Origin of the sequence: Carboxydocella sporoproducens DSM 16521 (genome assembly GCF_900167165.1) — a bacterium.
In the GTDB taxonomy this organism is placed as follows: domain Bacteria; phylum Bacillota.
Genome location: NZ_FUXM01000001.1, coordinates 57,891 through 84,790, shown reverse-complemented (window position 1 = coordinate 84,790; position 26,900 = coordinate 57,891). Strand labels below are relative to the sequence as shown.

Below are 26,900 nucleotides of genomic sequence, written 5' to 3'. Positions count from 1 at the left end.
CCTTTTTTCCTTTTCCGGCATATGATGCTGTATGACCGGGAGGGAGGCAGTATTATGGCTGTGGAAACGGGACGAGCGCTGCGGCTGGCCTGCCAGGCCTATGGGGTGGAACCGGTGCTGGTGACCAGGTTGCAGGAGGATGTGTACCGGGTGGATTATGCCAGCGGTGCCCTGGCTCTGAAAATTACCGACATGAAACCGGAGCGCATCCAGTTCCTCTGGTTCTTGCAGGACTGGCTGTTTCGCCGGGGGTTTGAGCGGCTGGCTCCGCCTCTCTACACCCTGGCCGGGCAGCCTTATGTTCAAATCGGCTCCTTGACCTTTATCGCTACTGGCTGGGTGGAAGGCAAAAAATGCCGGTTCAGCAAGGAGAGCCATCTGACGGCAGCGGCCCGGGTGCTGGGTGAGTTTCACCAGAAAGCCAGCCAGCTCAAGCCCAGCGGAGATGGGGGCGGAAAAGCCATGTGGCAGCGCTGGCCCCGGGTTTGGGAGAAACGCTGGCAGGAACTGCAGGAATTTCGCGACCTGGTACGAAAACGCGATTTACTTACCCCCTTTGACCGCCTTTTCCTGAATTCTGTCAATGATTACCTGCGGCAGGGGGAGCAGGCCATTACCATGCTGCAGGGCAGTGCCTATCGCAGCCTGGCCAGCTGGTCGGCCCGGGAAAGGACTTTTATTCACCGGGATGTGGCCGCTCGCAACTTCCTGATCGATGCAGAGGGGAGAGGCTGGTTGATTGATTTTGATTATGCCCGTTATGACCTGCATATTGCCGATGTGGCCCGTTTGCTGGATCGAAGCATGCGACGGTATCACTGGAAATTTAACCAGGCCCGTCTGATTCTGGCCGCCTACAACCAGGCCCGCAGCCTGAACCGGGAGGAAATCGAGGTATTGCAGGCATTTCTGCTTTTTCCCCAGCGTTACTGGCGGCTGGTCAACCGTTACTACCGGGAAAAACGGGATTGGAGCCAGAATGATTTTCTGCTCCGAATGGAAGATCTCTTGCGCCAGCGGGGGGAAAAGCATTATTTCCTGGCAGAGTTTGGCCGTTACTTTGGTTTGCGCAGTTATCGCGGGGGAGGAGTGGCCTGATGCAGCTGGAAAAACTATTGAAAGAGGAGTGGGGTTTGACGGTCAAAAAACTGACTCCGGTACGGTCAGCCTGGCGGGTGGAGGCAGAGGAAGGGATTTTTGCCTGCAAGTTTAGTCGTAGCAATCCGGAACGATTGAAACTGCTGGTAGAGGCCCAGGAATATTTGCTGGCAGCTGGATTTAACCGTTTTGCCCGGCTGGTGCCTACTCGGACGGGGCAATGGCTGGTACAACCGCAAGAGAAGGCCTGTCTGCTGACTACCTGGGTCAATGGAGAGGAACCCAGCTATTACCGGCAACGAGATCTGCTGGCGGTGAGTCGCGTTCTGGGCCAGTTCCACCGGGTGGCCTGCCAGTTCCCTGCTGCCCGGGTAGGCCAGGGCAAGGATAAGCTGGGGCAGTGGCCCAGGAAACTGGAGAAAAAAAAGGAGGAACTGGTGCAATCCCTGGAACTGGCCCGGCAGGAGGGAAACCGGGATCTGTTTAGCATCATTCTGTTATCCCGGCAAAAATGGTTACTGGAAATGGCCCGGGAGGCGGTTGAGGCTGTACGGCACTCCCTTTACCAGCAGCTGGTGGAAAGTTATCAGCGGGAAGGTCTGGCCCCTCTCTGCCATGGGGATACAGCGATGCGCAATTTTCTCCTGCGCTTGAATGGAGGTCAAACTGAGGGCTGGTTGATTGATTTTGATTCCCTGGCGGTTGATTTGCCGGTGGTTGATCTCTGGCGTCTACTGCGCCGCAGTCTGCGCCGCAACTACTGGTCCCAGCCTCTGGCCTTTGCCATGTTGAGAAGTTATCACCGGGAAAGAAAAATGACCCGGGAGGAAGTGGAAGTGTTGACGGCCTTGTTGACTTTCCCGGAAAAGGAATGGCGGCTGGCCAAAGCCTACTATCGTCAGCTGGACCAGCTAAGTGCCAGGGATAAATGTCAGTGGGCCGGGAAATTGCTGGACCTGGTAGCGGGACATGAGGACAAGGAGGCTCTGCTCCAGCAGCTGCCCCAGGTCCCCCTGACGGAAGAATATATTCCCTGGCTAAATGGATTGGGTAAGGAGGGAGCAGACAGTGAAAATCGCCGTCCTGGCTGATACCCATGTGGGCGACCGGCGGGAAAAACTGAATGAACGTATACTGACTGCCATTCAGGGGGTGGATATGATTTTTCATGCCGGTGACATAGTACAACCGGAGACCCTGGAGGAACTGGCCCGCATCGCCCCGGTGGAAGCAGTAGCTGGCAACCATGATTGCCAGCGCTTTGGCCTGGACCTGCCACGGCGAAAAATCGTGGAAGTGGCGGGTTACCGTTTTGGGCTAATTCATGGGGATGAATTCTGGGGGGTACACATGAACAAGAGCCAGCAGCTGGAATATCTATACCAGCTGGCAGTGGAACCTTTTCTGGAAGAAGAACCTCTGGACATGATCGTTTTCGGCCATAGTCACCGGCCCATTCTGGATTCCTGCAAGGTGGTATTCCGTCCTTCCAGTCCCATGGGAAGAAAGGAAAAGCGGACAGTACTGCTCTTTTCTCCGGGCATGGGCCATCGCAACCGCTATTTGTCCACTATTGGCTTTCTTCATCTGCAACCGGCAGAGTTGCGGGCCGAAATAATGGTCTTCGGGGTACCGAAAGAAAAAAAAGGTCCGGTAATTGAATAATTTTGCTTTATTTTTTAGCCTCCTTTGGTATAATATTCATGTCTTATATTTAACCAAGGAGGCGTCAGAGCAAAAATGGAATTATGGTACACCGAAAAACAGACGGAAAATGTTGGTATTACCTGTAAAATCACTCAGACCTTGCATACAGAAAAGACTGAGTTTCAGGATCTGGCGGTGATCGATACCCTGCAATTTGGCCGCATGCTGGTTTTGGATGGCATGGTCCAGACTACCATCAAGGATGAATTCGTTTACCATGAAATGATCTCCCATGTAGCCCTGAATACCCATCCAAACCCCGCTAATGTCATGGTCATCGGTGGCGGTGATGGGGGAGCGATTCGGGAAATCATCAAACACCCCGGAGTGCAGAAAGCTACCCTGGTGGAAATCGATGGCAAGGTAATTGAGGCTTCCAAAAAATATCTGCCGGAAATCGCCTGTGCCCTGGATGATCCGAAAGTGGATGTGCGGGTGGAAGATGGTATCAAGCATATCGCTGAACATGAGAACCACTATGATATTATCCTGGTGGACTCTACTGAACCGGTAGGACCGGCTGTTGGTTTGTTTGCCGCTGATTTCTACCGTTCCATTTACCGGGCCCTGAAGGAAGATGGTATCATGGTGGCCCAGACTGAATCTCCTTTTTTTAATGCTGATCTGATCAGCCGGGTTTTCAAGGACATATCCGCTATTTTCCCTATCACCCGGCTTTATCTGGCTTCTATTCCCACTTACCCCAGTGGTCTCTGGTCCTTTACTATGGGCAGCAAAAAATATGATCCTCTCGCGGTTAAAGAAGAGGATATCGCTCAATATCCTACCAAATACTACAATGCGGCTGTGCACAAGGGAGCTTTTGCTCTGCCCAATTTTGTCGCCGAGCTGCTGAAGTAGGTGGCCAGGATGTTAAAACAGGTTGAACGCATCAGTGATTTCATGGGTTCCACCCGGGACTGGGCCGAGGCCAAATCGGTAATTATCGGCATTCCCATGGACTTTACCACTTCTTTTCGTCCTGGTACCCGGCTGGGGGCGGCAGTGGTAAGAGGGGTATCCTGGGGAATCGAGGAATACAGCCCTTACCAGGATCGGGACCTGGCTGACCTCAGCTATTATGATGCCGGGGATATGGCCCTGCCTTTTGGACAGGTGGAGGAAAGTCTTAAGATCATTGAACAGGTCACTGCTGAAGTGCTAACTGCTGGCAAGTTTCCTCTCTTCATCGGAGGCGAACATCTGGTCAGCTATCCCATTATCAAGGAATATGCCCGCCGTTATCCGGACCTGGCGGTTATCCATTTTGATGCCCATGCCGATTTGCGGGAAGATTATCTGGGCAATCCCCATTCCCACGCCACGGTGATGCGCAAAGTTGCAGAACTGATTGGGCCACAGAATGTCTACCAGTTCGGGATTCGCAGTGGTACCCGGGAGGAATTTGCCTATGGTCGGGCCAAAACCAATTTTTATCCTTTCCAGGTGTTAGAACCACTGCAGAAGGTGATACCGCAGCTGCAAAACCGGTCTATCTATGTGACCCTGGATATCGATGTGGTTGATCCTGCTTTTGCGCCGGGAACCGGCACGGCTGAACCGGGGGGCATATCGGCAGCGGAAATGCTGGCTGCCATTATCGCCCTCAAGGAATTGCAGGTAGTAGGATTTGACCTGGTGGAAATCGCGCCTCAGTATGACCAGAGTGAACGCACCGCCCTGCTGGGGGCCAAAATCGTCAGGGAAGCGCTGCTGGCTTTTACGGAAAAATAGTTGCCATTAATTACAATTTATGATAATATATATGTGTGATTTATCACATGACTTTTCACCCCACCTTTTATACGCCCGCATTATGCGGGTGTTTTTTTGTGTAAGTTTGTAAATTTTTTTGACTTCTATAAGGATAAAGCATATAATAATAGCAAAGGACGTGTTCAGTATAGAAGGTGGATTTTATGGCAACTGTATCTTTTGATAAGAATATTATTATCAGAGAACCAGAAGCAATTGAAAAACTGATTGATGTACTTTTGTCTGAAGATGTGAAACCTGTCAATAAGAAGCTGGCTTCTGCTGAGGAGATAGCAAGGGGTGAAGAAATATTAAGACGTTGCTTATCCCTCTCGAAAAATTCTTAGGGATGGCTTCCGAAAAGAAAGTATCGGAAGTCATCTCTATTTTTAAATGCGCAAAAGATCGTGATATTGAAAATTTTATTAAAGAGAAAGCAATTATTTATGAGAAAAAAGCAAAAAGCCGAACATACCTTGTTTTTGATGAGGAGGCATTATTAGAAGGAGAATTTAAGCTCCTGGGATATTTTGCCCTGGCATTACAGTCGCTCAAAATACCTGAAGGCACCAGCGTATCCCAGATTCGCAGACTCGATGGGCTTTATTCAAGAAAAGGAGACGGATTAATTACTGAAATACCTGCATTTTTAATTGGTCAACTGGGAAAAAATGATCTATATAAAGATGATATAAACGGAGATAAGTTAATGAAATATGCCCTCGCGGTTATCTCAAGAGCACAGGAAATAGTAGGTGGGCGGATTGTTTTTTTAGAATGCCAGGACAAGCCCAAGCTAATTGATTTTTATTCACGAAATGGATTCAAGATTTTTCGGAAGGATCCACTGGATAATTTAGTTCAAATGATTCGTTTAATTAACTAAGCAACAAGAGGACCGCTGATAGGTCCTCTTGTTTTTTTCCCACCCCTGACATATAATATAATTAACATATCAACATATCTAAATATATAAATAAAGGAGGCCTTATTAAACATGAGTGCCAAATCGGGTTTATCGCTCCTCGATCGTTTCCTCACTCTCTGGATTTTCCTGGCCATGGCGCTTGGAGTAGGGCTGGGCTGGGCCTTTCCCGGACTGGCGCAGTGGTTGGATAGTCTCTCGGTCGGTACCACATCCATCCCTATCGCTATCGGTTTGATTGTGATGATGTATCCGCCCCTGGCTAAAGTAAATTACCGGGAGCTGGGTAAAGTGTTCCGGGATGGTAAGGCCTTATCCCTTTCCTTGCTGCAGAACTGGGTGATTGGCCCGGTGCTTATGTTCATCCTGGCAGTAGCCTTTTTGCGGGATTATCCTTCATTTATGGTAGGCTTGATTCTCATCGGCCTGGCTCGCTGTATCGCCATGGTGATTGTCTGGAACAGCCTGGCCAAAGGGGATACGGAATATGCGGCAGCTCTGGTGGCCTTTAACTCCATCTTCCAGGTCCTGTTCTATTCTGTTTATGCCTATATTTTTATTACCGTCTTGCCCACCTGGATTGGGCTTAAAGGCTATGAAGTGCATATTTCCATGGCTGAGGTAGCCAAATCGGTAGCCATTTATCTGGGGATTCCCTTTGCGGCCGGGTTTTTGACCAGAACCCTGCTGGAACCGGCTAAAGGTACCGAATGGTATATGAAAAAGTTTGTGCCCAAAATCAGTCCCCTGGCGTTAATTGCTTTGCTCTTTACAATTGTGGTAATGTTTACTTACAAGGGGAAATATATAATTGAACTGCCTCTGGATGTGTTACGCATTGCAGTTCCCCTCTTGATTTACTTTGTGGTTATGTTTGCGGTTTCCTTCTTCCTCAGCCGCCAGGCGGGAGTTGATTATGGCAAGACAGTGAGTCTGTCCTTTACCGCAGCCAGCAACAACTTCGAGCTGGCGATCGCGGTGGCGGTAGCTGTCTTCGGGATTGAGTCCAAAGAGGCCTTTACAGCGGTTATCGGTCCCCTGATTGAGGTGCCGGTGATGATCGCTCTAGTTAATGTAGCTCTGGCCTGGGGTAGAAAGTATTATGGCTTAAAGGATAGCAGCATCTGACAGGAGGCTAACCATGAAAGAACTGGCGGAAAAACTGCGGGCCCTGGCGGATGAGAATCGGCTGCAGATTATCCGGCTGCTGGCCCGGGGAGAGCTGTGTGTCTGTGAAATCATGGATTATCTGGAGATGAGTCAGCCAACAGCCTCCCATCATCTGAAAATCCTGAGACAGGCCGGACTGGTGACGGATCGCAAAGAGGGGCGCTGGAGTTATTACCGTTTGCAGTCTGAGGCTGTGCAGGCACTGACGGCAGAAATCCAGGGCCTGCTTGTCACCGGGGAACCACTACCTCCCCGGCCTGCCAGCCGGTGTCAGCCAAAGGAGTAAAAGAACATGAAAGCGGTCAAAGATGATGAACTAACCTGGATCCCTACCTGTTGCAATGGCTGTGGCGGCCAGACCGGTATTCTGGCCGGCATCAGGGATGGGGAGGTAGTCAAAATCAAGCCCAATTCCGAAAACCCGATCGGAGTGGCCCTGACCTGGGAGGAGTTTCAGGAGCAAAAACAGCGCGGTGGGCGGGTCTGCTTGAAAGGAGTGCATGCTCCCCGGCAGTGGGCGGATCCGGAACGCCTTACCCGGCCCCTTCTGCGCAAAGGGCCACGGGGCAGCGGGCAGTGGCAGACCATCAGCTGGGAAGAGGCCCTCGCACTACTGGCGGAACGGCTGGAGCAGTTGCGGCGGGAACATGGGCCGGAAAGTCTGCTCTGGTTTTGTGAAGATCATTCCTTTATTCACATTCAGGAGGAGTTTTGCCGGGCCTATGGCACTCCCAATTTCCTCAACCACACCAATATCTGCGATGCCGGTCGGCGGGCCGGATTTCTGCGGGTTCTGGGCATAGAGCGTCCGCTGGCCCATTTGTCTCAGGCCCGGGTCATTCTGCTGCTGGGCTGGAACCCCCTGGAGGCAGTGAAATGGATGTACTTGCCGGCAGCTCTGGAGCAGGCTCTGGACCAGGGGGCCCGGCTGTTTGTGGCTGACCCGGTCAGGAGCAAAACCGCCAGCCGCGGTCACTGGCTGCCAGTGCGACCGGGAACCGATGGGGCCCTGGTGCTGGCTCTTTGCCATATCCTCTGGCGGGATGGCAAATATCAGCGGGATTTTGTCCAGCAATACACCAGTGGCTGGGATGAATTCGCCGTCTATCTGCAGGACAAAACCCCGGCCTGGGCTGCCGAACTGACCGGCCTGGAGGAAAGGAAAATTGAGGAACTGGCTGCTCTGCTGGCCGAATATGCACCCAGGGTAGTGGTGGATGCCTGGTGTGGTGTCAGCCATTACAGTAACGGTATGGAAACTACCCGGGCGGTGGCCTGTCTCAATGCCCTGCTGGGAACCATTGATCGCCCCGGTGGATTGCTCTGGCCGGAAAGGTTTAAACTGACGGGGCGTCCTCCGCAACCGAACTGGCCGCAGATTGCCAGTCCTGCTGTCGATGGGCGAGGAGCAGCCTATCCCTTTGCCCACAAGTCCGGCAGTTATGTGGCAGCCCGGGAAGCCATTCTCAGCGGACAGCCCTATCAGCCGCGGGCGGCAGTGGTGGTTTTTCAGAATCTGATGCTATCCCTGCCCAATGTGGAGAAAAGCGAAGCAGCCCTGCGTCGCCTGGATTTTCTGGCTGTTTGCGATGTCTATCTGTCTGAAACGGCCCTGCTGGCTGATCTGGTCCTGCCAGGTACTCATTTTTATGAACGTTATGACCTGACAGTAAACTGGACGGCTTTTCCTTCCCTCAGTTTGCGCCAGCCGGTGGTGGAGCCGCGGTCCGGCATCTGGCCGGAATATGAATGGATTCTGGAACTGGCCCGGAAATTGAGCTTATCCGGATTTGACCTTTCTTACCAGCAGTACCTGGACTGGCAGGTGAAACAGGCCTGTGGACTTTCCTTGTCGGAACTGGCCAGCCTGCCGGGAGCGGTATTCAACCGGGGACCGACCCGTTATGAGAAATGGCGGGAACGGCCCTTTCCTACTGAAAGCGGCCGCATCCAGCTGGGCTGTGACTGGCAGCCGCCAGGGACTTTGCCCAATCAGGATTATCCCTTTTATATGGTTAACTGGAAAGTGTATCAGCATACCCATACCCGCAGCCAGAACAATCCGGCTCTGTTACAAGCCTATGGGGAAAACCCCCTCTGGATTCATCCCGAGACAGCAGCAGCTCTGGGTATTGGCCCGGAGGACCGGGTACGGGTAGAATCAGAGTATGGCTGGATTGAGAGCGGGGTTTTCCTTACAGAAGGTATCCATCCCCGGGTGGTAGGCCTGGCCCATGGTTTTGGCCACTGGGCCCTGGGCAGTCGGGCTAAAGGGCGGGGGGCAGCCGTAAATCGTTTGTTGGCCGGTACGGCAGAAGCAGGCAGCGGTCAGGCTATTCTCAAGGAATGCCGGGTTAGGCTAAGAAAGGTTGACAAATGAACCTTCCCTTGCTAAACTATACTTAGCATATACACAGGGGGAGTAGCTGTCGGGCAAATTGCCCGGTGAACAGAGTCGTCATTCCGGCCGTTTAGGCCCGGCTCTGTTGGCTGATGGAGCCAAGCAAGACCCTGTCTTTCCTGAGAAGGAAAGGCAGGGTCTATTTTTGTTAATAATAAAGTTGATAGGAGGGGATAGTTATGTTGTGGCAGTTATTGGGAGGACTGATTATTATCTTAATTGGGGCTGAACTTTTCACCAATGGGATTGAGTGGCTGGGCAAAAAGCTTAATCTGTCCCAGAGTGCAGTGGGAAGTGTGCTGGCGGCTGTCGGCACAGCCTTACCGGAAAGCATGATTCCGGTGATAGCCATTTTATTTGGTGTGGGAGAAGCCGGGCATCATATTGGGGTAGGGGCGATTCTGGGTGCCCCCTTTATGCTGGTCACCCTGGGGCTGGCCCTGGTGGGAACCGGGGCTCTGGTTTACCGGAAGCGACGGGAAACAGGCACTGAGGTGGCAGTCAACAAAGGACAGCTCAACCGGGATCTGGGCTTCTTCCTGGTCTTCTACGGTCTGGCGGTAGTCGCAGCTTTCCTGCCCGGTTGGGCCAAATATGGTATCGCTCTGGTGCTGGCCGGGGGCTATTTCTGGTATGTCTGGCGTACCCTGCAGGCTGACTGTGAAGCCATCGGCCACTGTCCCCCTCTCTATCTGGCTCGCAAAAACCCGGAACCGGGCAAGCCGCTGGTGATTTTGCAGGTAGTGCTGGCATTAGGGGTGATTATCCTGGGGGCCAAACTGTTCGTAAGTGGAGTAGAGGAAATAGCGGTCTGGCTGGGCCTCAGTCCTATGCTGGTCGCCCTGATTCTCGCCCCGGTGGCCACCGAGTTGCCGGAAAAACTGAACAGCATTATCTGGATGCGGCAGAATAAGGATGTAATGGCCACTGGCAACATGACAGGAGCGATGGTCTTTCAGAGCAGCCTGTTGCCGGCCTTTGGTATGGTTTTCACCGACTGGCAGCTGGGGCAACAGGGGCTGACCAGTATCGGCCTGGCCCTGGTGGCTGCTCTAGTCCTCTGGCTGGTGAACCGGCGGCGCCAGGGCCGCATTCCAGGCCAGCTGCTCCTTTTGTTTGCGATTTTTTATTTGCTTTTTGTACTGACCATTATATAATGACAGCAGGGGGTGGTGTTCATGTTGTTAAGGGAAATCCTGGAAGCTAACCGGGAATTTGTCCAGCGCTGGGAACAGGAGCGGGAAGCCCGGCAGGCGGGCAAGTTGCCGGCCAAAAAACTGGCCATTTTCTCCTGTATGGATACCCGGCTAGTGGAAATGCTGGAGCCGGCCCTGGGTTTAAAACGGGGGGAAGCCAAGGTTATCAAAAATGCCGGTACTATTTTAACCGAAGATGTGGTACGCAGCCTGGCCGTGGCTATCTATTTGCTGGGGGTAGAAGAGGTGGTGGTAATCGCCCACCTCGATTGCGGAATGGCCAAACCGGATGCGGACAGGATGCGGCAGGCCATGCTGGCCCGGGGTGTGAAGCCGGAAGACCTGGAGGGTGTGGACCTGGCTGCCTGGCTTCAGGGCTTCGGGGAAGATTACCACGGCCATGTGCGAGAAGTGGTGGCAGGATTGCGCAATCACCCGCTTTTGCCTAAAGATATTCCTTATCATGGCCTTTTATTCTGTCCCGATACCGGGCATCTGGAACTGGTAGTGGATGGGTATAAAGAGTAAAAGCAGAGACCGTCTGGCCTCTGCTTTTGCCTTTACCGGTTGGCAGGCTTGAAGGTATTGCACATGGTACCATCAGAAGAAGAGACCCGCTTATCACCGGTGGACATTACTTCGATGGTATTGGCAGTGCACATAGCATTATCATAATAGGTGCATTCTTCTACTTTGCATTTAATAGTGGCCATTTTTCTACACCTCCCCTTATAGATTTACAGGCATATTGTTTCATTTGTTTTCTGCTTTTATTCAGGATATAATTGTGTGGGGAGGGGATAATTGTGAGCAAAAAATGGTTAGTGCTGGCCAATGTAGCTCTTGGTACTTTTATGGCCACTCTCGACGGCAGCATTGTCAATGTTGCTTTACCCACCATAGCCCGGGATTTAGGTGTAACCATCGGAGAAATTCAGTGGGCAGTTACATCCTATTTATTAACTATTTCCGGTCTTTTGCTGGTATTTGGCCGGGCAGCGGATCTGTGGGGACGGCGGCGCGTCTATGCCAGCGGCTTTCTGGTTTTCTCCCTGGGTTCTTTTTTTTGTGGCCAGGCCAGTTCCCTGCTGGTCCTGATCCTGGCCCGCATCCTGCAGGCAGTGGGAGCAGCTATGTTAATGGCCAATAGCATGGGGCTGGTTACAGCAGCTTTCCCGCCCCAGGAACGGGGGCGGGCCCTGGGTCTAATCGGTACCGTGGTTTCGGCAGGCAGCATGACCGGGCCTTCCCTGGGCGGAGTAATGGTGGCTCAGTGGGGCTGGCCCAGTATCTTTTATATCAATATACCCATTGGACTTTTAGCTTTCATCTGGTCGATCTTCAACTTACCCCGGGAAGAAGAACTGAGCCGGGGGGAAACCTTTGACCGCCTGGGAGCAGTGCTGCTGGTTACCGGTTTAACTGCCTTTCTCTGGGCTCTGTCGGAAGGTTACAAACTGGGTTGGACTGATCCTCGCTTGCTGGCTGTTGGTAGCGCGGGGCTGGCACTCCTGATCTTTTTGTTTTACCGCATGCGCCGCATGGACAGTCCTTTAATCGACTTAACCCTGTTCCAGCGCCGCCCCTTTTTCTATGGCGGTATCACCGGTTTAATTTCTTTCATCTCCCTGTTCTCCACCAATTTGATTATGACCTTTTATGTCCAGCAGGTACTGGGTTATTCCCCGGCTCAGGCCGGAATCGCTCTTTCCGCTTTTCCGGTGGTAATGGCAGTTGTGGCCCCGGTGGCAGGCAGTTTGTCCGACAAATTCGGCTATCAGTGGTTGACCAATACCGGTCTGGCGGTCAATACCATCGGATTGCTGGCTTTGACTACTCTGAATAAAAACTCCTCTCTGCTGGCGGTTTTCCTGCACCTGGCCGTACTGGGCCTGGGTATGGGCCTGTTCCAGAGCCCCAATAACAGCAGTATGATGGAAGTTGTTCCCAAACCAAAACTGGGGATTGCCGGCAGCATCAATGCCCTGATGCGCAATGTGGGGATGGCTACCGGGATCGCCTATTCCATGTCTGTCTTTGGTACCGTCTACAAGCTCAGCCACGATTTTTTGCAGGCTATGGACTGGGTGTTTTATACAGGGGCCCTGATCAGTATACTGGGTCTGGTCATCAATATGCAGGGCCGAAAAGCGGTACAGGAGGGGGCCAGATAAGTTTTAGCTGTTCACCCTGGTAAAGCGACCGTTCAGAGGCCGGACAAGCCCGTTGGGGTGGTGAGTTAACATTAATTTAACATTAAAATTTTCGCTAAAAGTATTGACACATTCAGACATCATTAGTACAATAACTAACAAATATAGCTGTTATACATTATACAAGCGACGACGGGGAAGGCTGTCGGGAGAACGGACGCAAGAGAGCCGGGAGGGTGGAAACCGGTGTCACGGGCCCGGACGGGGATCACCCCTGAGCTGTCGGTCGAACCCTTGCTCAGGCAGTAGGCCGTACCGGGTTAGCCGCCGTTATCCGGCTACAGAGGGGTTCCGGTTTGCTTGACCGGAACAACCAGGGTGGTACCGCGGAAGGCATCTTCAGCCTCTCGTCCCTGTCGGGACAGAGAGGCTTTTTTACAAGTAAATAGGCATTACCGAGGGAAGTGTACCTAGGGTTCCGCCGCAAGTTCTTTGCGGGACTGTGACCAAGCGGTACAGGCGGCTTTGGCCGTTACACCGTGGGGATAAAAGACCCAAGCGGATAGGTTCCACTCGATCTTGGATCAAGATTGAACTGGTGGGGTCTGTCCGCTTGGGTTTTATTTATACACAAATTCAAAATTTGTCTCCCCTGGATAGACATGGGGGTGATGGGAGCGGTGGGGAGACAGGAGGTTTGAGCTGTAGAATTTTTGAGGGGAGGAATTTGTTGTGGGTCTGATCATTTATCTGGATGGCAAGTTCGTACCGGAGGAAGAAGCTAAAGTTTCCGTTTTCGACCATGGTTATCTCTATGGAGACGGGGTTTTTGAAGGCATTCGCGCCTATCACGGCCGGGTATTCAAGTTGAAGGAGCACATCGACCGGCTCTATGAATCGGCCAAAACCATCATGCTGGACATTCCGCTCAGCAAAGAGGAAATGACGGAAGTGGTGGTGGAAACCTGCCGCCGCAACAATATCCGCGATGGCTATATCCGCCTGGTGGTTTCCCGGGGCAAGGGGGACCTGGGTCTGGATCCGCGCAAGTGCCCGCGGCCGACAGTGATGTGTATTGCTGCTACTATTACTCTTTATCCCCAGGAATTTTATGAAAAGGGGCTGGAGGTTAAAACCGTTCCCACTCCCCGCAATCTGTCTGAAGCCTGTAATCCGCGGGTGAAGTCCCTGAACTACCTGAACAATATCTATGCCAAAATCGAGGCTAACCTGGCCGGGGTGCTGGAAGCCCTGATGCTCAATGCCCAGGGTTATGTCTGTGAGGCCACCGGGGATAATGTGTTCATTGTCAAGGATGGGGAACTGATTACTCCTCCCATTTATCTGGGGATTCTGAAGGGGATAACCCGGGATGTCGTTATGCAGCTGGCCCGCCAGCGGGGTATTACCGTCAAGGAAGAAGTTTTTACCCGGCATGATGTTTTCAATGCCGATGAGGTATTCCTTACCGGTACCGCTGCAGAGCTGATTCCGGTAATCAAAGTGGATGGCCGGGTAATCGGCGATGGCAAGCCCGGGCCCATGTTCCAGCAGCTGCTGCAGGACTTCCGGGCCCTGACAGAAGTGGATGGACCGGAAATCTTCGTACCTGCTACGGAAAAAGTCGGTTAAGTGAGGAGGAAACAGGGTGCAACTGCGCAGTTCTGCGGTCAAATCGGGATTGGAAAGGGCGCCCCATCGTTCGCTCTGGAAGGCGATGGGCTATACCGGGGAAGAATTGCAGCGTCCCATTATCGGGGTAGTGAACTCCCACAATGAAATTGTACCCGGACACATGCATCTCAATACCATTGCCGAGGCGGTCAAGGCCGGGATCAGGATGGCCGGGGGACTGCCGGTGGAATTTCCGGCCATTGCCGTCTGTGACGGGCTGGCCATGGGCCATAAGGGCATGCACTACAGCCTGGCCAGCCGGGAGCTGATCGCCGATTCGGTGGAAATCATGGCAGAAGCTCATGCCCTGGACGGACTGGTGCTGATTCCCTCCTGTGATAAGGTAGTGCCAGGAATGCTGATGGCGGCGGCTCGCCTCAATATTCCCGCCATTTTTATCAGCGGGGGGCCGATGCTGGCTGGACGCTGGCAAGGTCAGGCCGTTTCCCTCTCCACGGTGTTCGAGGGCGTAGGGGCAGTGGCTAATGGTCGCATGACCGAAGCCGAACTAGAGGAACTGGAAGAAGGAGCCTGTCCGGGTTGTGGTTCCTGTGCCGGCATGTTTACTGCCAATTCCATGAATTGCATGACGGAAGTGCTGGGGATGGCCCTGCCGGGCAATGGCACCATCCCGGCGGTGATGGCAGCCCGTTTGCGGCTGGCCAAGGCAACAGGAAAGCAGATCATGGAACTGGTGCGGCGGAATCTCAGGCCGCGGGATATTATGACTGCGGCGGCTTTCCGCAATGGCCTGAAAGTGGATATGGCCCTGGGTTGTTCCACCAATACCCTTTTGCATTTGCCGGCTATTGCCCACGAGGCGGGAGTGCCCTTTGAGCTGGATGATGTCAATCGTTTTAATGAAGAGATTCCCCAGCTTTGCAAGCTGAGCCCTGCTGGCCCTTACCATATGGAGGACCTGCACCGGGCTGGCGGTATCCCGGCGGTGATGAGCCGGCTGGCTGCCCAGGGCAAGCTGGAAACAGAGGTATTGACGGTAACAGGCAGGACCATGGCGGCCAACCTGGAGGGGGTCAGGGTGCTGGATGAAGAAGTCATCCGGCCCTGGGATCGTCCTTACCAGGCCACCGGGGGACTGGCGGTGCTGAAAGGCAGTCTGGCTCCCCAGGGAGCAGTGGTCAAGAAAGGAGCCGTGGCTCCGGAGATGCTGAAACATACCGGTCCGGCCCGGGTGTTTGACGGAGAGGAAGCGGCGGTTAAGGCCATTCTCGGCGGGCAAATTCGGCCGGGAGATGTGGTGGTGATCCGCTATGAAGGGCCGAAAGGCGGACCCGGTATGCGGGAAATGCTGACTCCCACAGCGGCGGTGGCCGGAGCGGGATTGGATAAAGAGGTGGCACTGATTACCGATGGTCGTTTTTCCGGAGCCACCCGGGGGGCTTCTATCGGTCACGTTAGTCCGGAAGGAGCGGAAGGGGGACCCATTGCTCTGGTCCAGGAAGGGGACTTAATTGCCATTGATATAGAAGCAGGCCGGTTGGATTTACTGGTAGATGAAACAGAACTGGCCCGGCGCCGGGCAAAATGGCAGCCACCGGAGCCGAAGGTCAAAACCGGCTACCTGGCCCGCTATGCCAAACTGGTAGGCTCAGCGGCGGGCGGGGCGGTTGTGAAGGGGTGAAAAGCGAATGGAAATGACAGGAGCCCAGATGCTGGTCAAATGTCTTGAGGCCGAGGGTGTAGAGCATATTTTCGGTTATCCCGGCGGGGCAGTGCTGAATATCTATGATGCCCTTTTTGATTCTAATATTTGCCATATCCTGGTTCGCCATGAGCAGGGGGCAGCCCATGCTGCTGACGGATACGCCCGGGCCACCGGCAAAGTGGGGGTCTGTCTGGCCACTTCCGGGCCGGGAGCGACCAACCTGGTTACCGGTCTGGCTACCGCCTATATGGATTCCATACCGATTGTGGCTTTCACCGGCCAGGTAGCCACGGGGCTAATCGGTAAGGATTCCTTTCAGGAAGCAGACATTTTCGGCATCACCTTGCCCATAACCAAGCACTCCTTTCTGGTTAAAAACCTGGAGGATCTGCCCTTTACTATCAAGGCAGCCTTCAAAATCGCCCGGGAAGGGCGGCCGGGCCCGGTGCTGATCGACTTGCCCCGGGATATTATGGCAGCTAAAGGCCATTTCCGCTATCCGGAAAAAATCTGCCTGCCGGGCTTCAAACCAGTTTATGATGGGCATCCGGAACAGATTGCCCAGGCTGTACGGCTGATCCAGGAAAGCAGCAAGCCGGTGATCTATGCCGGGGGTGGGGTGATCGCTTCCGGAGCTGCCAGACATCTGCTGGAACTGGCGGAATTGATTCAGGCGCCGGTGACTACCACCCTGATGGGGCTGGGGGCTTTTCCCGGAGACCATCCTCTCTTCCTGGGGATGCTGGGCATGCATGGTACCGTGGCAGCCAATTTTGCCGTCAGCCATTGTGACCTGCTGATTGCCATCGGTTGCCGCTTTGATGACCGGGTGACCGGCAAAATCGAGGAATTCGCCCCCGGGGCCAGGATCATCCATATCGATATCGACCCGGCGGAAATCGGCAAAAATGTGCGGGTGGATGTGCCCATTGTTGGTGATGTCGGCCGGGTTTTGTCTGAACTGAACAGCAAACTGGTAGCCCGGGCTCCCGGGGATTGGCTGGCCACCGTGGAAGCCTGGAAGGAAAACCATCCTTTGCGCTACAGCAAAGAAGGAGAAGGGATCAAGCCCCAGTATGTGGTAGAGGAGCTGCGGCGCCAGACCAGGGGCATGAAGGTGAAAATCACTACTGAGGTGGGACAGAATCAGATGTGGGCCGCCCAGTATTTCACCTTTACCGAGCCCCGCAGCCTGATTACCTCCGGTGGGCTGGGCACCATGGGCTTTGGTTTGCCCGCTGCCATTGGAGCGGCGGTGGCCTGCCCCGACCATGTGGTCATCGATATTGCTGGTGATGGCTCTATCCAGATGAACAGCCAGGAGCTGGCCACCGCTGTCCAGTACAACCTGCCGGTCAAGGTGGTTATCCTCAATAACGGCTATCTGGGTATGGTACGGCAGTGGCAGGAACTCTTCTACAACCGGCGTTACTCTCAAGTGGATATGAGCTGGGCCCCGGATTTTATCAAACTGGCCGAAGCCTATGGAGCCAAAGGCCTGCGGGCCACCCGGCCGGAAGAAGTGCCGGAGGTACTGGCTACCGCCCTGGCGACTCCGGGTCCGGTAGTGGTGGATATCGTTGTTGACCGGGAAGAAAATGTCCTGCCCATGGTACCGCCGGGCGGGGCACTGCACAAAATGATTGGAGGGTGAGGGATATGCGCCATATCTTAGCGGTGCTGGTGGAAAACAATCCCGGGGTGCTGACCCGGGTAGCGGGCCTGTTCAGCCGCCGGGGCTACAATATTGACTCCCTCACCGTGGGCAGAACGGAAAACCCCCGCATTTCCCGCATGACCATTGTGGTGGAGGGAGATGACCTGGTTTTAGAACAGGTGACCAAGCAATTGCACAAGCTGGTGGATGTGCTGAAGATCAAGGATATTTCTTCCGAGGATTATGTGGACCGGGAGCTGATGCTGATCAAGGTCAATGCCGCCGACCAGCAGGTGCGGGGAGAAATCATGCAAATCGTCGATATCTTTCGGGCCCGCATTGTGGATATCGGGCGCAAGACCCTGACCATCGAAGCTACCGGGGATGAGGGCAAAATCAATGCTCTGGAAAACGCCCTGCGGCCTTTTGGGATCAGGGAACTGGTGCGTACCGGCAAAATCGCCATGCTGCGGGGCCAGAAAACTACAACAGCAGACATAAAGGAGGAAGATTGAGAATGGTAAAGTGCTATTATGATCAGGATGCCAATCTGGAGTTATTGAAAAACAAGACCGTGGCTGTGATCGGTTATGGCAGCCAGGGCCATGCCCAGGCTCTGAACCTGCATGAATCCGGAGTACGGGTAGTAGTCGGCTTGCGGCCGGGCAGTGCCCGCTGGGCAGAAGCAGAGGCGGCTGGACTGAAGGTGGCCACTCCGGCGGAAGCGGCGGCTCAGGCGGATATTATCCAGATTCTCACTCCCGATGAAACCCAGGCCAAACTGTACCGGGAGGAAATCGCCCCCCATCTGACCGCCGGCAAGGCCTTGATGTTCTCCCATGGGTTCAACATCCACTATGGTCAGATTGTGCCTCCTGCTGATGTGGATGTCTTCCTGGTAGCGCCCAAGAGCCCTGGCCACATGGTGCGTCGCATGTACCAGGAAGGCCGGGGGGTACCGGGCCTGATCGCCATCCATCAGGATGCTACCGGACAGGCCAAAGACCTGGCTCTGGCTTATGCTAAAGGGATTGGCTGCACCCGGGCCGGGGTATTTGAAACCACCTTCAAGGAAGAAACGGAAACCGACCTCTTCGGGGAACAGGCGGTCCTTTGCGGCGGGGTTTCCGAGCTGATCAAGGCCGGTTTCGATACTCTGGTGGAAGCGGGTTATGCTCCGGAAATGGCCTATTTTGAGTGCCTGCATGAACTGAAACTGATTGTGGACCTGATCTATGAAGGCGGCCTGAGCTGGATGCGCTATTCCATCAGTGATACGGCTGAATTCGGTGACTACATGACCGGCAAGCGCATTATTACCGAAGAAACCCGGCAGGAAATGAAGCGGGTACTGGCCGAAATCCAGAATGGCGAATTCGCCAAAAAGTGGATTCTGGAAAACCAGGCCAACCGCCCTGTCTACAATGCCATCAAGAACAAGGAACAAAACCATCTGATCGAACAGGTCGGCCGGGAATTGCGGGCCATGATGCCCTGGTTGAAAAAGTAAGCAGTAAGAGGGGTTTTCGCAGATACAGGAGGGGTTTTGATGAAAATGAAGGCAGCTCAGGCCCTGATTAAATGCCTGGAGTTGGAAGAGGTAGAAATCATCTTCGGCTATCCCGGCGGGGCTGTGCTGCCCATCTATGACGCCCTGTACGGGAAGGGGATCAAACACGTACTGGTGCGTCAGGAGCAGGGGGCGGTCCATGCCGCTAATGGTTATGCCCGGGTCACCGGAAAAACGGGAGTGGTACTGGCCACTTCCGGTCCCGGAGCCACCAACCTGGTGACAGGTATAGCCAATGCCTATATGGATTCCATCCCGGTGGTGCTGATCACCGGGCAGGTATCTACCGGCATGGTAGGTACTGATGCTTTTCAGGAAGTGGATATTACGGGAATAACCATTCCCATTACCAAACACAATTACCTGGTCAAAAACGCCCAGGACCTGCCCCGCATTGTCAAGCAGGCCTTTTACCTGGCCCGCAGCGGCCGGCCGGGCCCGGTGCTGATCGACATTCCCCGGGATGTGCAGGAACAGGAAATAGAGTTCGCTATTCCTGAAGATTTTCGCCCCCAGGGCTATAAACCCACCTACCGGGGGAATGCCCGCCAGGTCAAGCTGGCCGCTGAACTCTTAAACCAGGCCCAGCGGCCGGTGCTCTATGTGGGAGGAGGGGCCATCCATGCCGGCGCCCAGCCGGAACTGGTAGCCCTGGCGGAAAAGCTGCAGGCACCGGTGACCACCACCCTGATGGGGTTAGGGGCCTTTCCTGGCGGGCATCCCCTGGCTCTGGGCATGCTGGGCCTGCATGGCTGGAAAAGCGCTAACCTGGCGGTGCAAAATTGTGATGTCCTGGTTTCCCTGGGCGCCCGTTTCGACGACCGGGTGACCGGAGCGGTGGAGAAATTCGCTCCTCAGGCCCGGATTATCCATATCGATATCGACCCGGCGGAAATCGGCAAGAATGTACGGGTGGATGTACCCATCGTCGGCGATGTGCGCCTGGTCCTGCAGGATCTGCTTCCCCGTCTGGAGCCGGTGGCGTCCCGGGAGGAGTGGCTGGCGCAAATCCGCCAGTGGCAGCGGCAGTATCCCCTGCCTACCCCCCGGGAAAAAGGCTGTCCTCAGGCCCAGATCCAGGGCTGGGAAGTAATCCAGGCCCTCTATCGCCTGACGGGAGGAGAAGCTATTATCGTCACCGATGTGGGCCAGCACCAGATGTGGGCGGCCCAGCATTTCCCCGTCAACCGGCCCCGCTCCTTCCTCTCCTCCGGTGGCCTGGGCACCATGGGCTATGGCATGCCGGCAGCGGTGGGAGCGCAAATGGGGCGGCCGGGGGAAAAGGTGATTCTCATCACCGGGGATGGCAGTTTCCAGATGTCCATGAATGAATTCGGGACAGCGGTGGAACAGGGCCTGCCGGTAAAGGTGATTGTGCTCAATAACCGGCAGCTGGCCATGGTGCGGCAGCTGCAGGAATTTTACTGTGGCGGCCGCTATCTGGGCGTGGATTATACTGGCCAGCCGGACTTTGCCATGTTTGCCCGCTGTTATGGCGCCCGGGGGTACAGCATCAACCGCAGGGAAGAACTGGAAGCGATACTTAAAGAAGCATTGACGGAAAAAGGGCCGGTAATTGTTGATATATCCGTCTGCGGCCGGGAAAATGTCTACCCCATGGTGCTGGGCGGCTGTGGTCTGGAAGAAGCCATAACCAGTAAGGAGGAATGGAACGGGTGAGCAGTAATCGCATCTATTTTTTTGATACTACCTTGCGCGACGGGGAACAATCCCCGGGTGTCAGTTTGAATATAAAGGAAAAACTGGAGATCGCCCGCCAGCTGACCCGGCTGGGGGTGGATGTGATTGAAGCCGGCTTTCCCATCGCTTCCCCTGGCGATTTCGCTGCTGTCCAGGCTATCGCCCGGGAAATCAGGGGAGCGACTATCGCTGCCCTGGCCAGGGCCAACCAGCTGGATATCGACCGGGCCTGGGAAGCCATCAGGGAGGCGGAAGAACCGCGCATTCATACCTTTATCGCCACTTCGGATATTCATCTCCAGTACAAATTGCAGAAAAGCCGGGAGGAAGTGCTGGCCCAGGCGGTGGAGGCGGTCAAATATGCCTGTCGTTATACCCCCAACGTGGAGTTTTCGGCGGAAGATGCCTTCCGCAGTGACATCGACTACCTGGCTCAGGTGGTAACTGCCGTGATCGATGCGGGGGCGAAGGTGGTCAATATCCCCGATACGGTAGGCTATGCTACACCGGAAGAATTCGGGGCCTTTATCCGGGAACTGCGGGAAAAAGTACCCAACCGGGACCAGGCAATTTTTTCCGTCCACTGTCACAATGACCTGGGCCTGGCGGTAGCCAATTCCCTGGCTGCCATTCTGGCCGGAGCCCAGCAGGTGGAATGCACCATCAATGGTATTGGAGAAAGAGCGGGCAATGCCGCTCTGGAAGAGATCGTCATGGCCCTCTACACCCGGCGCTCCATTTTCCAGAAGGAGTTCCGGATTGTCACCGAGGAGATCTATCGTACCAGCCGCCTGGTTTCCGCTCTCACCGGAATGAAAGTCCAGCCCAACAAGGCGGTGGTGGGCAAAAACGCCTTTGCCCATGAGTCGGGAATTCACCAGGACGGGGTGCTGAAAAACCGGGCCACTTATGAGATTATGAACCCGGAATTGATCGGGCTGCACAAAAACACCATCGTCCTGGGCAAACATTCCGGACGCCATGCTTTCCGGGATCGTTTGCAACAACTGGGCTACCAGCTGGAAGGAGAACAGCTGGAACAGGCCTTCCAGCGCTTTAAGGAGCTAGCTGACCGCAAGGGGGAAATCTCGGACGAAGACCTGCTGGTCATAGTCGAAGGGGAAATATTGCGGGTACCGGAAACCTATACTCTGGAATACTTCCATATTTCCAGCGGCAGTGCAGTGGTACCTACTGCAACAGTTGTATTGACGCGGGCCGGAGAACGGCTGGAAGAAGCGGCCTGTGGCGATGGGCCGGTAGATGCCATCTACAAGGCCATTGATAAACTGACCGGCAATACCGGCTGTCTGGTCCACTATGCCCTCAATGCTGTTACCGGCGGCAAGGATGCCCTGGGGGAAGTAACTGTCCGCCTCAAGGATGAAAAGGGCAAAATCTTCGTCGGCCGTGGCCTGTCCACCGACGTGCTGGAGGCATCGGCCCGGGCTTATGTGGATGCTCTCAACAAACTGGAATACGAGCGGGCCCTGGGACTGGTCAATGGAGAACAGGTAAGGGAGAGTGTTTAAGACATGGCAATGACGATTACCGAGAAAATACTGGCTGCCCATGCCGGCCGGGAGCAGGTACAGGCCGGGGAATTGATCAATGTCAGGGTGGACCTGGTATTAGGCAATGATATCACCGCTCCCGTAGCCATCAAGGAATTCAGGAAAATCGGGGTGGAACGGGTTTTTGACCCGGAGCGGATCGCTCTGGTACCCGACCATTTCACTCCCAACAAGGATATCAAGTCAGCGGAACAGGCCAAACTGGTGCGGGAATTCGCCCGGGAGCAGGGCCTGACCAATTACTTTGAAGTAGGACGGATGGGGATTGAGCATTGTCTTCTGCCGGAACAGGGGCTGGTAGGGCCCGGAGATGTGGTGATCGGGGCCGATTCCCATACCTGTACCTATGGCGCCCTGGGGGCATTTTCCACCGGGGTCGGTTCTACCGACCTGGCAGCGGCCATGGCCCTGGGGGAAATCTGGTTCCGGGTGCCGGAAACCATCAAGTTCGTTTACCACGGTCAACTGCGGCCCTGGGTCAGCGGCAAGGACCTGATTCTGCATACTATCGGCCTGATCGGGGTGGATGGAGCCCGCTACATGGCCATGGAATTCACCGGTGAGGCAATTGAAAACCTCTCCATGGATGGCCGTTTCACCATGTGCAATATGGCCATTGAAGCCGGGGCCAAAAACGGCATAATCGCTCCGGACCAGAAGACCCTGGAATATGTGCAGGGCAGGACAAAGCGGCCCTGGCAGGTCTACCAGAGTGACCCCGATGCCCGGTATTATAAAGTAATCGATATCGATGCTGCGGCCATAGAGCCTACTGTTGCCTTCCCCCACCTGCCGGAAAATACCCGCCCCATCAGCCAGGTGGGCACGGTGGAAATCGACCAGGTGGTAATCGGCTCCTGTACCAATGGCCGCATTGAGGACCTGCGCATTGCCGCCCGCATTTTAGAAGGCAAGAAAGTCCATCCCCGGGTGCGCTGTATCGTTATCCCCGGCACCCAGGCCATTTACCAGCAGGCTATGGCGGAAGGGCTGATCAAGACCTTTATTGAAGCGGAATGCGCTGTCAGCACCCCCACCTGTGGTCCCTGTCTGGGCGGCCATATGGGTATTCTGGCCAAAGGGGAACGGGCTCTGGCCACCACCAACCGCAACTTCGTAGGCCGTATGGGCCACCCCGAAAGTGAAGTCTATCTGGCCAGTCCGGCTGTGGCTGCCGCTTCCGCCATCGCCGGGCAAATTGTGGCACCTGAGGAGGTATTGTAGGATGAAACTGCGTGGACGCACCTGGAAATTCGGTCATGACATCGACACTGATGCCATTATTCCTGCCCGCTATCTCAATACTTCCGAACCGGCAGAGCTGGCCAAACACGTGATGGAGGATGCTGACCCCACCTTCCCGGGCAAGGTGCAGGCCGGGGATATCATCGTGGCCGGGAAAAACTTCGGCTGCGGTTCTTCCCGGGAACATGCCCCCATTGCCATCAAGGCAGCGGGAGTCAGCTGTGTGATCGCCCAGTCCTATGCCCGCATTTTCTACCGCAATGCTTTCAATATCGGCCTGCCTATCCTGGAAAGCCCGGAAGGGGCTGCGGCCATTGAGGAAGGCCAGGAGGTAGAAGTGGATTTGAATACCGGGGTGATCACCAATCTCACCACCGGGGCTACCTACCAGGCTACCCCCTATCCGCCTTTCATGCAGGAACTGATCCAGGCTGGAGGCCTCATCAACTATACCCGCCGCCGGCTGGGGAAGGAGGCGTAGGGTGATGACAAAACTGATCGCCCTTTTGCCCGGGGATGGCATCGGCCAGGAAATCGTGCCTCAGGGCCGGAAAGTGCTGGAGGTAGTGGCCAGCCGCCTGGGGCTGGAACTGGAGTTTGAGGAAGGTTTGATCGGAGGAGCGGCCATTGATGCCGCCGGCACCCCGCTGCCGGAAGCCACTCTGGATCTCTGCCGCCGCAGCACCGCTATCCTGCTGGGGGCAGTTGGGGGGCCCAAATGGGATAACCTGCCGGTCCATCTCCGTCCGGAAGCAGGGGCACTGCTGCCCCTGCGCAAGCAGCTGGGACTGTATGCCAACCTGCGCCCTGCTTTTCTCTTTGCTCCGCTGGCCAAGGCTTCCCCGCTGAAGCCGGAGCTGATTGAGGGGTTGGACCTGCTGGCAGTGCGGGAATTGACCGGCGGCCTCTATTTCGGGGAGAAAAAAACCTTCCGCCGGGAAGACGGCCAGGAAACGGCCATCGATACTCTGGTCTATACGGAAGGGGAAATCGAGCGGATTGTGCGCCTGGCCTTTGAGCTGGCCCGCAAGCGCCGCCGCAAGGTCACCTCTGTAGACAAGGCCAATGTGCTGGAAAGCTCCCGCCTCTGGCGGCGGGTGGCGGAACGGGTGGCTCAGGATTATCCCGATGTCACCCTGGAGCATATGTATGTGGACAACTGCGCCATGCAACTGGTGCGCTGGCCCAAACAGTTTGATGTGATTGTCACCGAGAATATGTTCGGAGATATCCTGACCGACCAGGCTTCGGTTCTGGCTGGTTCCATCGGCATGCTGCCTTCCGCTTCCCTGGGGGGCGAAGTGGCCCTGTATGAGCCCAGCCACGGCTCAGCTCCCGATATCGCCGGTCAGGACAAGGCCAACCCCCTGGCTACCATCCTTTCCGTGGCCCTGATGTTGAAGTTCTCCCTGGATTGTGAAGAGGGAGCAAAGGCCATCGAACAGGCAGTGGCTGAAGTGCTGGCTGAAGGCTACCGGACGGCTGACCTCTGGGAGGAGGGAGCCAAACTGGTAGGCTGTCGGGCCATGGGGGATCTGGTGGCAGAAAAAGTAGCCGCTATTTTAGGCTAAGGAAAGGAGGAACACCCTTGGCGGTAAAAATCTACGATACCACTTTACGGGACGGCACCCAAGGGGAAGGCATCTCCTTTTCTGTGGATGACAAGCTGAAAATCGCCGGGCGTCTGGTGCAGATGGGTTTTCACTGGGTGGAAGGGGGCTGGCCCGGTTCCAACCCCAAGGACATGGAGTTTTTCCAGCGGGCCCGGGAGCAGGAATGGGCCCGTTCCCACCTGACAGCCTTTTCCAGCACCTGCCGGGTAGGCCAGCGGCCGGAAACGGATGTTATCATTCAGGCCTTGCTGGAGGCCGGCACTTACTGGGTGACTGTATTCGGCAAGAGCTGGGACCTGCATGTCACCGAGGCCCTCAATACCACCCTGGATGAAAACCTGCGCATTATCCGGGAAACCATTGCCTATCTGGTGCAGCAGGGCCGGCAGGTAATCTTCGATGCCGAGCATTTCTTCGATGGTTACAAGGCCAATCCTGACTATGCCCGGGCAGTGCTGGCAGCAGCCCGGGACGGCGGAGCCAGCTGGCTGGTTCTCTGTGATACCAATGGCGGTTCCCTGCCCTGGGAAGTGCAGGAAATTACCCGCCAGATCGGGCAGGAATTTGCCCTGCCCCTGGGCATCCACTGCCACAATGATGGCGAACTGGCGGTGGCCAACTCCCTGGCGGCGGTCCAGGGAGGCGCTACCATGGTGCAGGGCACCATTAACGGGTTCGGGGAGCGCTGCGGCAATGCCAATCTCTGCTCCATCCTGCCCAATCTCACTTTCAAGATGGCTGCGGAGACCATTCCCCGGGAGCAGCTGGCCCATCTGACCGAGCTGTCCCGCTATGTCAGCGAGCTGGCCAACCTGCACCATCCCAACAATTTACCCTTTGTAGGCAAAAGCGCCTTTGCCCACAAGGGTGGTATCCATGTCAGTGCCATCCTGAAAAACCCGGGCACCTATGAACACCTGAACCCGGAGCTGGTGGGCAATGAGCGCCGCGTCCTGGTCTCCGAACTGAGCGGGGCCAGTAATATCGTCTATAAAGCAGAGGAACTGGGGCTGGACCTGGACAACATCAGTGCCGAAGCTAGAGCCATCCTGCAGGAGATCAAGGAACTGGAACATCAGGGCTTCCAGTTTGAAGGAGCGGAGGGCACTCTGGAACTGATGTTGCGCCGGGCTTTTGAGAACTACCAGTATCCCTTTAATCTGGTGGCCTTTCGGGTGATCAATGAGAAGCGGGAAGGGGAGCGCTTCCACTCGGAGGCAGTGATCAAATTGCAAGTAGGGGACGAAATTATTCATACCGCTGCGGAAGGCAATGGCCCGGTGAATGCCCTGGACCGCTGCCTGCGCAAGGCCCTGGAGGGGGTATACCCCGCCATCCGGGAGATGCAATTGAGTGACTACAAGGTACGGGTTCTGAATGAAAAGGCAGGCACAGAAGCAAATGTACGGGTGTTGATTGAAACCACCGATGGCCATGACAGCTGGAATACAGTGGGGGTATCGGAAAATATTATCGAAGCCAGCTGGCAGGCTTTAGTGGACAGTCTGGCCTATGGGTTACTGAAACGGAAAAAGACCTCCGGTCCGCAGGAGTAGCGGACCGGGGGTCTTTTCAAGAAAGAAGGTATATAATTATGGATGATAGTCCAAAGCAAAAAGAAACTGAGGGGGAAGTGGAGGTGGAGATGATGGCAGTTTCCATGAAGCCAGCACCAGTCTTTACTGGTTCAGCTGCGAAAAAATTGATTGAACGGCTGGAAAATCCTAAAGATAACACAGCAATATTTCAGAAATGCATAGAACTGGCAAAGGCCATAAGGGAGAAGAAAGAATAA

The 26,900-nt window shown here is 55.0% G+C and carries 26 protein-coding genes; 25 read left to right on the top strand and 1 reads right to left on the bottom strand.

Annotated features, from left to right (window positions below):
* Positions 1-54 precede the first annotated feature (54 nt).
* The 12 genes from B5D20_RS00420 (at position 55) to B5D20_RS00365 (ending at position 10,780) form a co-directional block, all read left to right on the top strand.
* The gene (locus B5D20_RS00420) at positions 55-1,098 is read left to right on the top strand and encodes a CotS family spore coat protein (protein WP_159071811.1); all 1,044 of its coding nucleotides are present in this window, start codon (positions 55-57) and stop codon (positions 1,096-1,098) included.
* A complete protein-coding gene (locus B5D20_RS00415) occupies positions 1,098-2,189 on the top strand; it encodes a CotS family spore coat protein (RefSeq protein ID WP_078664242.1) in 1,092 nt (363 codons plus the stop codon). Before B5D20_RS00420 ends, B5D20_RS00415 begins: the two co-directional genes overlap by 1 nt.
* Positions 2,167-2,763 carry a metallophosphoesterase family protein gene (locus tag B5D20_RS00410; protein WP_159071812.1) on the top strand — a complete coding sequence of 199 codons (597 nt, stop codon included), beginning with the start codon at positions 2,167-2,169 and terminating at the stop codon, positions 2,761-2,763. Before B5D20_RS00415 ends, B5D20_RS00410 begins: the two co-directional genes overlap by 23 nt.
* 75 nt (positions 2,764-2,838) lie before the next feature.
* Positions 2,839-3,666, top strand: coding sequence for a polyamine aminopropyltransferase (gene speE / locus B5D20_RS00405; protein ID WP_078664240.1), 828 nt, complete (start codon positions 2,839-2,841; stop codon positions 3,664-3,666).
* Positions 3,667-3,675: 9 nt separating this feature from the next.
* Positions 3,676-4,539 carry an agmatinase gene (gene speB, locus B5D20_RS00400; protein ID WP_078664239.1) on the top strand — a complete coding sequence of 288 codons (864 nt, stop codon included), beginning with the start codon at positions 3,676-3,678 and terminating at the stop codon, positions 4,537-4,539.
* A gap of 185 nt (positions 4,540-4,724) precedes the next feature.
* Positions 4,725-4,907 carry a hypothetical protein gene (locus B5D20_RS00395; RefSeq protein WP_078664238.1) on the top strand — a complete coding sequence of 61 codons (183 nt, stop codon included), beginning with the start codon at positions 4,725-4,727 and terminating at the stop codon, positions 4,905-4,907.
* A 2-nt stretch (positions 4,908-4,909) separates the two neighbouring features.
* Complete coding sequence (locus B5D20_RS00390) at positions 4,910-5,446, top strand: hypothetical protein (protein ID WP_078664333.1); 537 nt, start codon at positions 4,910-4,912, stop codon at positions 5,444-5,446.
* Positions 5,447-5,557: 111 nt separating this feature from the next.
* The gene (gene arsB, locus B5D20_RS00385) at positions 5,558-6,613 is read left to right on the top strand and encodes an ACR3 family arsenite efflux transporter (protein WP_078664237.1); all 1,056 of its coding nucleotides are present in this window, start codon (positions 5,558-5,560) and stop codon (positions 6,611-6,613) included.
* A gap of 13 nt (positions 6,614-6,626) precedes the next feature.
* Positions 6,627-6,941 (top strand): ArsR/SmtB family transcription factor, encoded by a 315-nt coding sequence (locus B5D20_RS00380; RefSeq protein ID WP_078664236.1) that lies wholly within the window; start codon positions 6,627-6,629, stop codon positions 6,939-6,941.
* Between the two features lie 6 nt (positions 6,942-6,947).
* Complete coding sequence (locus B5D20_RS00375; protein WP_078664235.1) at positions 6,948-9,035, top strand: molybdopterin-containing oxidoreductase family protein; 2,088 nt, start codon at positions 6,948-6,950, stop codon at positions 9,033-9,035.
* Positions 9,036-9,235: 200 nt separating this feature from the next.
* On the top strand, positions 9,236-10,213 hold the full coding sequence (locus B5D20_RS00370; RefSeq protein WP_078664234.1) for a sodium:calcium antiporter: 978 nt from the start codon (positions 9,236-9,238) through the stop codon (positions 10,211-10,213).
* A 21-nt stretch (positions 10,214-10,234) separates the two neighbouring features.
* The gene (locus B5D20_RS00365) at positions 10,235-10,780 is read left to right on the top strand and encodes a beta-class carbonic anhydrase (RefSeq protein ID WP_078664233.1); all 546 of its coding nucleotides are present in this window, start codon (positions 10,235-10,237) and stop codon (positions 10,778-10,780) included.
* 32 nt (positions 10,781-10,812) lie between these two features.
* Here B5D20_RS00365 and B5D20_RS00360 read toward each other — a convergent pair whose 3' ends face one another.
* Positions 10,813-10,965, bottom strand: coding sequence for a DUF1540 domain-containing protein (locus B5D20_RS00360; RefSeq protein WP_078664232.1), 153 nt, complete (start codon positions 10,963-10,965; stop codon positions 10,813-10,815).
* A 93-nt stretch (positions 10,966-11,058) separates the two neighbouring features.
* Between B5D20_RS00360 and B5D20_RS00355 the strand changes: the two genes are divergently transcribed.
* The 13 genes from B5D20_RS00355 to B5D20_RS00295 all read left to right on the top strand — a co-directional run bounded on the left by B5D20_RS00355 (position 11,059) and on the right by B5D20_RS00295 (position 26,900).
* The gene (locus B5D20_RS00355) at positions 11,059-12,426 is read left to right on the top strand and encodes an MFS transporter (protein WP_078664231.1); all 1,368 of its coding nucleotides are present in this window, start codon (positions 11,059-11,061) and stop codon (positions 12,424-12,426) included.
* A gap of 711 nt (positions 12,427-13,137) precedes the next feature.
* Positions 13,138-14,037 (top strand): branched-chain-amino-acid transaminase, encoded by a 900-nt coding sequence (gene ilvE, locus B5D20_RS00350; protein ID WP_078664230.1) that lies wholly within the window; start codon positions 13,138-13,140, stop codon positions 14,035-14,037.
* Positions 14,038-14,059: 22 nt separating this feature from the next.
* On the top strand, positions 14,060-15,721 hold the full coding sequence (ilvD, locus tag B5D20_RS00345) for a dihydroxy-acid dehydratase (protein WP_078664332.1): 1,662 nt from the start codon (positions 14,060-14,062) through the stop codon (positions 15,719-15,721).
* A 7-nt stretch (positions 15,722-15,728) separates the two neighbouring features.
* Positions 15,729-17,399 (top strand): biosynthetic-type acetolactate synthase large subunit, encoded by a 1,671-nt coding sequence (gene ilvB, locus B5D20_RS00340; protein ID WP_078664229.1) that lies wholly within the window; start codon positions 15,729-15,731, stop codon positions 17,397-17,399.
* 5 nt (positions 17,400-17,404) lie between these two features.
* Positions 17,405-17,917: an acetolactate synthase small subunit gene (ilvN, locus tag B5D20_RS00335; protein ID WP_078664228.1), complete on the top strand. Its 513-nt coding sequence runs from the start codon at positions 17,405-17,407 to the stop codon at positions 17,915-17,917.
* Between the two features lie 2 nt (positions 17,918-17,919).
* Positions 17,920-18,912, top strand: coding sequence for a ketol-acid reductoisomerase (gene ilvC / locus B5D20_RS00330; protein WP_078664227.1), 993 nt, complete (start codon positions 17,920-17,922; stop codon positions 18,910-18,912).
* Positions 18,913-18,951: 39 nt separating this feature from the next.
* Positions 18,952-20,652, top strand: coding sequence for a biosynthetic-type acetolactate synthase large subunit (gene ilvB, locus B5D20_RS00325; protein ID WP_078664226.1), 1,701 nt, complete (start codon positions 18,952-18,954; stop codon positions 20,650-20,652).
* A complete protein-coding gene (locus B5D20_RS00320) occupies positions 20,649-22,205 on the top strand; it encodes a 2-isopropylmalate synthase (RefSeq protein ID WP_242946584.1) in 1,557 nt (518 codons plus the stop codon). The genes ilvB (B5D20_RS00325) and B5D20_RS00320 overlap by 4 nt, the downstream gene beginning before the upstream one ends.
* A gap of 3 nt (positions 22,206-22,208) precedes the next feature.
* The gene (leuC, locus tag B5D20_RS00315) at positions 22,209-23,471 is read left to right on the top strand and encodes a 3-isopropylmalate dehydratase large subunit (protein WP_078664224.1); all 1,263 of its coding nucleotides are present in this window, start codon (positions 22,209-22,211) and stop codon (positions 23,469-23,471) included.
* A 1-nt stretch (position 23,472) separates the two neighbouring features.
* Positions 23,473-23,973: a 3-isopropylmalate dehydratase small subunit gene (leuD, locus tag B5D20_RS00310; protein ID WP_078664223.1), complete on the top strand. Its 501-nt coding sequence runs from the start codon at positions 23,473-23,475 to the stop codon at positions 23,971-23,973.
* Between the two features lie 4 nt (positions 23,974-23,977).
* Entirely contained in the window at positions 23,978-25,063 is a 1,086-nt protein-coding gene (gene leuB / locus B5D20_RS00305; RefSeq protein WP_078664222.1) for a 3-isopropylmalate dehydrogenase, read from the top strand.
* A 17-nt stretch (positions 25,064-25,080) separates the two neighbouring features.
* A complete protein-coding gene (gene cimA, locus B5D20_RS00300; protein WP_242946587.1) occupies positions 25,081-26,661 on the top strand; it encodes a citramalate synthase in 1,581 nt (526 codons plus the stop codon).
* 38 nt (positions 26,662-26,699) lie between these two features.
* A complete protein-coding gene (locus tag B5D20_RS00295; RefSeq protein ID WP_078664221.1) occupies positions 26,700-26,900 on the top strand; it encodes a hypothetical protein in 201 nt (66 codons plus the stop codon).

Coding starts and splice junctions, on each gene's coding strand:
- leuC (WP_078664224.1), top strand. CDS start 22,209: ATGGCAATGACGATTACCGAGAAAATACTGGCTGCCCATGCCGGCCGG.
- speB (WP_078664239.1), top strand. CDS start 3,676: ATGTTAAAACAGGTTGAACGCATCAGTGATTTCATGGGTTCCACCCGG.
- arsB (WP_078664237.1), top strand. CDS start 5,558: ATGAGTGCCAAATCGGGTTTATCGCTCCTCGATCGTTTCCTCACTCTC.
- B5D20_RS00365 (WP_078664233.1), top strand. CDS start 10,235: ATGTTGTTAAGGGAAATCCTGGAAGCTAACCGGGAATTTGTCCAGCGC.
- leuB (WP_078664222.1), top strand. CDS start 23,978: ATGACAAAACTGATCGCCCTTTTGCCCGGGGATGGCATCGGCCAGGAA.
- leuD (WP_078664223.1), top strand. CDS start 23,473: ATGAAACTGCGTGGACGCACCTGGAAATTCGGTCATGACATCGACACT.
- ilvC (WP_078664227.1), top strand. CDS start 17,920: ATGGTAAAGTGCTATTATGATCAGGATGCCAATCTGGAGTTATTGAAA.
- B5D20_RS00380 (WP_078664236.1), top strand. CDS start 6,627: ATGAAAGAACTGGCGGAAAAACTGCGGGCCCTGGCGGATGAGAATCGG.
- ilvB (WP_078664226.1), top strand. CDS start 18,952: ATGAAAATGAAGGCAGCTCAGGCCCTGATTAAATGCCTGGAGTTGGAA.
- ilvN (WP_078664228.1), top strand. CDS start 17,405: ATGCGCCATATCTTAGCGGTGCTGGTGGAAAACAATCCCGGGGTGCTG.
- B5D20_RS00375 (WP_078664235.1), top strand. CDS start 6,948: ATGAAAGCGGTCAAAGATGATGAACTAACCTGGATCCCTACCTGTTGC.
- B5D20_RS00420 (WP_159071811.1), top strand. CDS start 55: ATGGCTGTGGAAACGGGACGAGCGCTGCGGCTGGCCTGCCAGGCCTAT.
- B5D20_RS00360 (WP_078664232.1), bottom strand. CDS start 10,965: ATGGCCACTATTAAATGCAAAGTAGAAGAATGCACCTATTATGATAAT.
- B5D20_RS00390 (WP_078664333.1), top strand. CDS start 4,910: ATGGCTTCCGAAAAGAAAGTATCGGAAGTCATCTCTATTTTTAAATGC.
- B5D20_RS00370 (WP_078664234.1), top strand. CDS start 9,236: ATGTTGTGGCAGTTATTGGGAGGACTGATTATTATCTTAATTGGGGCT.
- B5D20_RS00295 (WP_078664221.1), top strand. CDS start 26,700: ATGGATGATAGTCCAAAGCAAAAAGAAACTGAGGGGGAAGTGGAGGTG.
- speE (WP_078664240.1), top strand. CDS start 2,839: ATGGAATTATGGTACACCGAAAAACAGACGGAAAATGTTGGTATTACC.
- B5D20_RS00395 (WP_078664238.1), top strand. CDS start 4,725: ATGGCAACTGTATCTTTTGATAAGAATATTATTATCAGAGAACCAGAA.
- ilvB (WP_078664229.1), top strand. CDS start 15,729: ATGGAAATGACAGGAGCCCAGATGCTGGTCAAATGTCTTGAGGCCGAG.
- B5D20_RS00415 (WP_078664242.1), top strand. CDS start 1,098: ATGCAGCTGGAAAAACTATTGAAAGAGGAGTGGGGTTTGACGGTCAAA.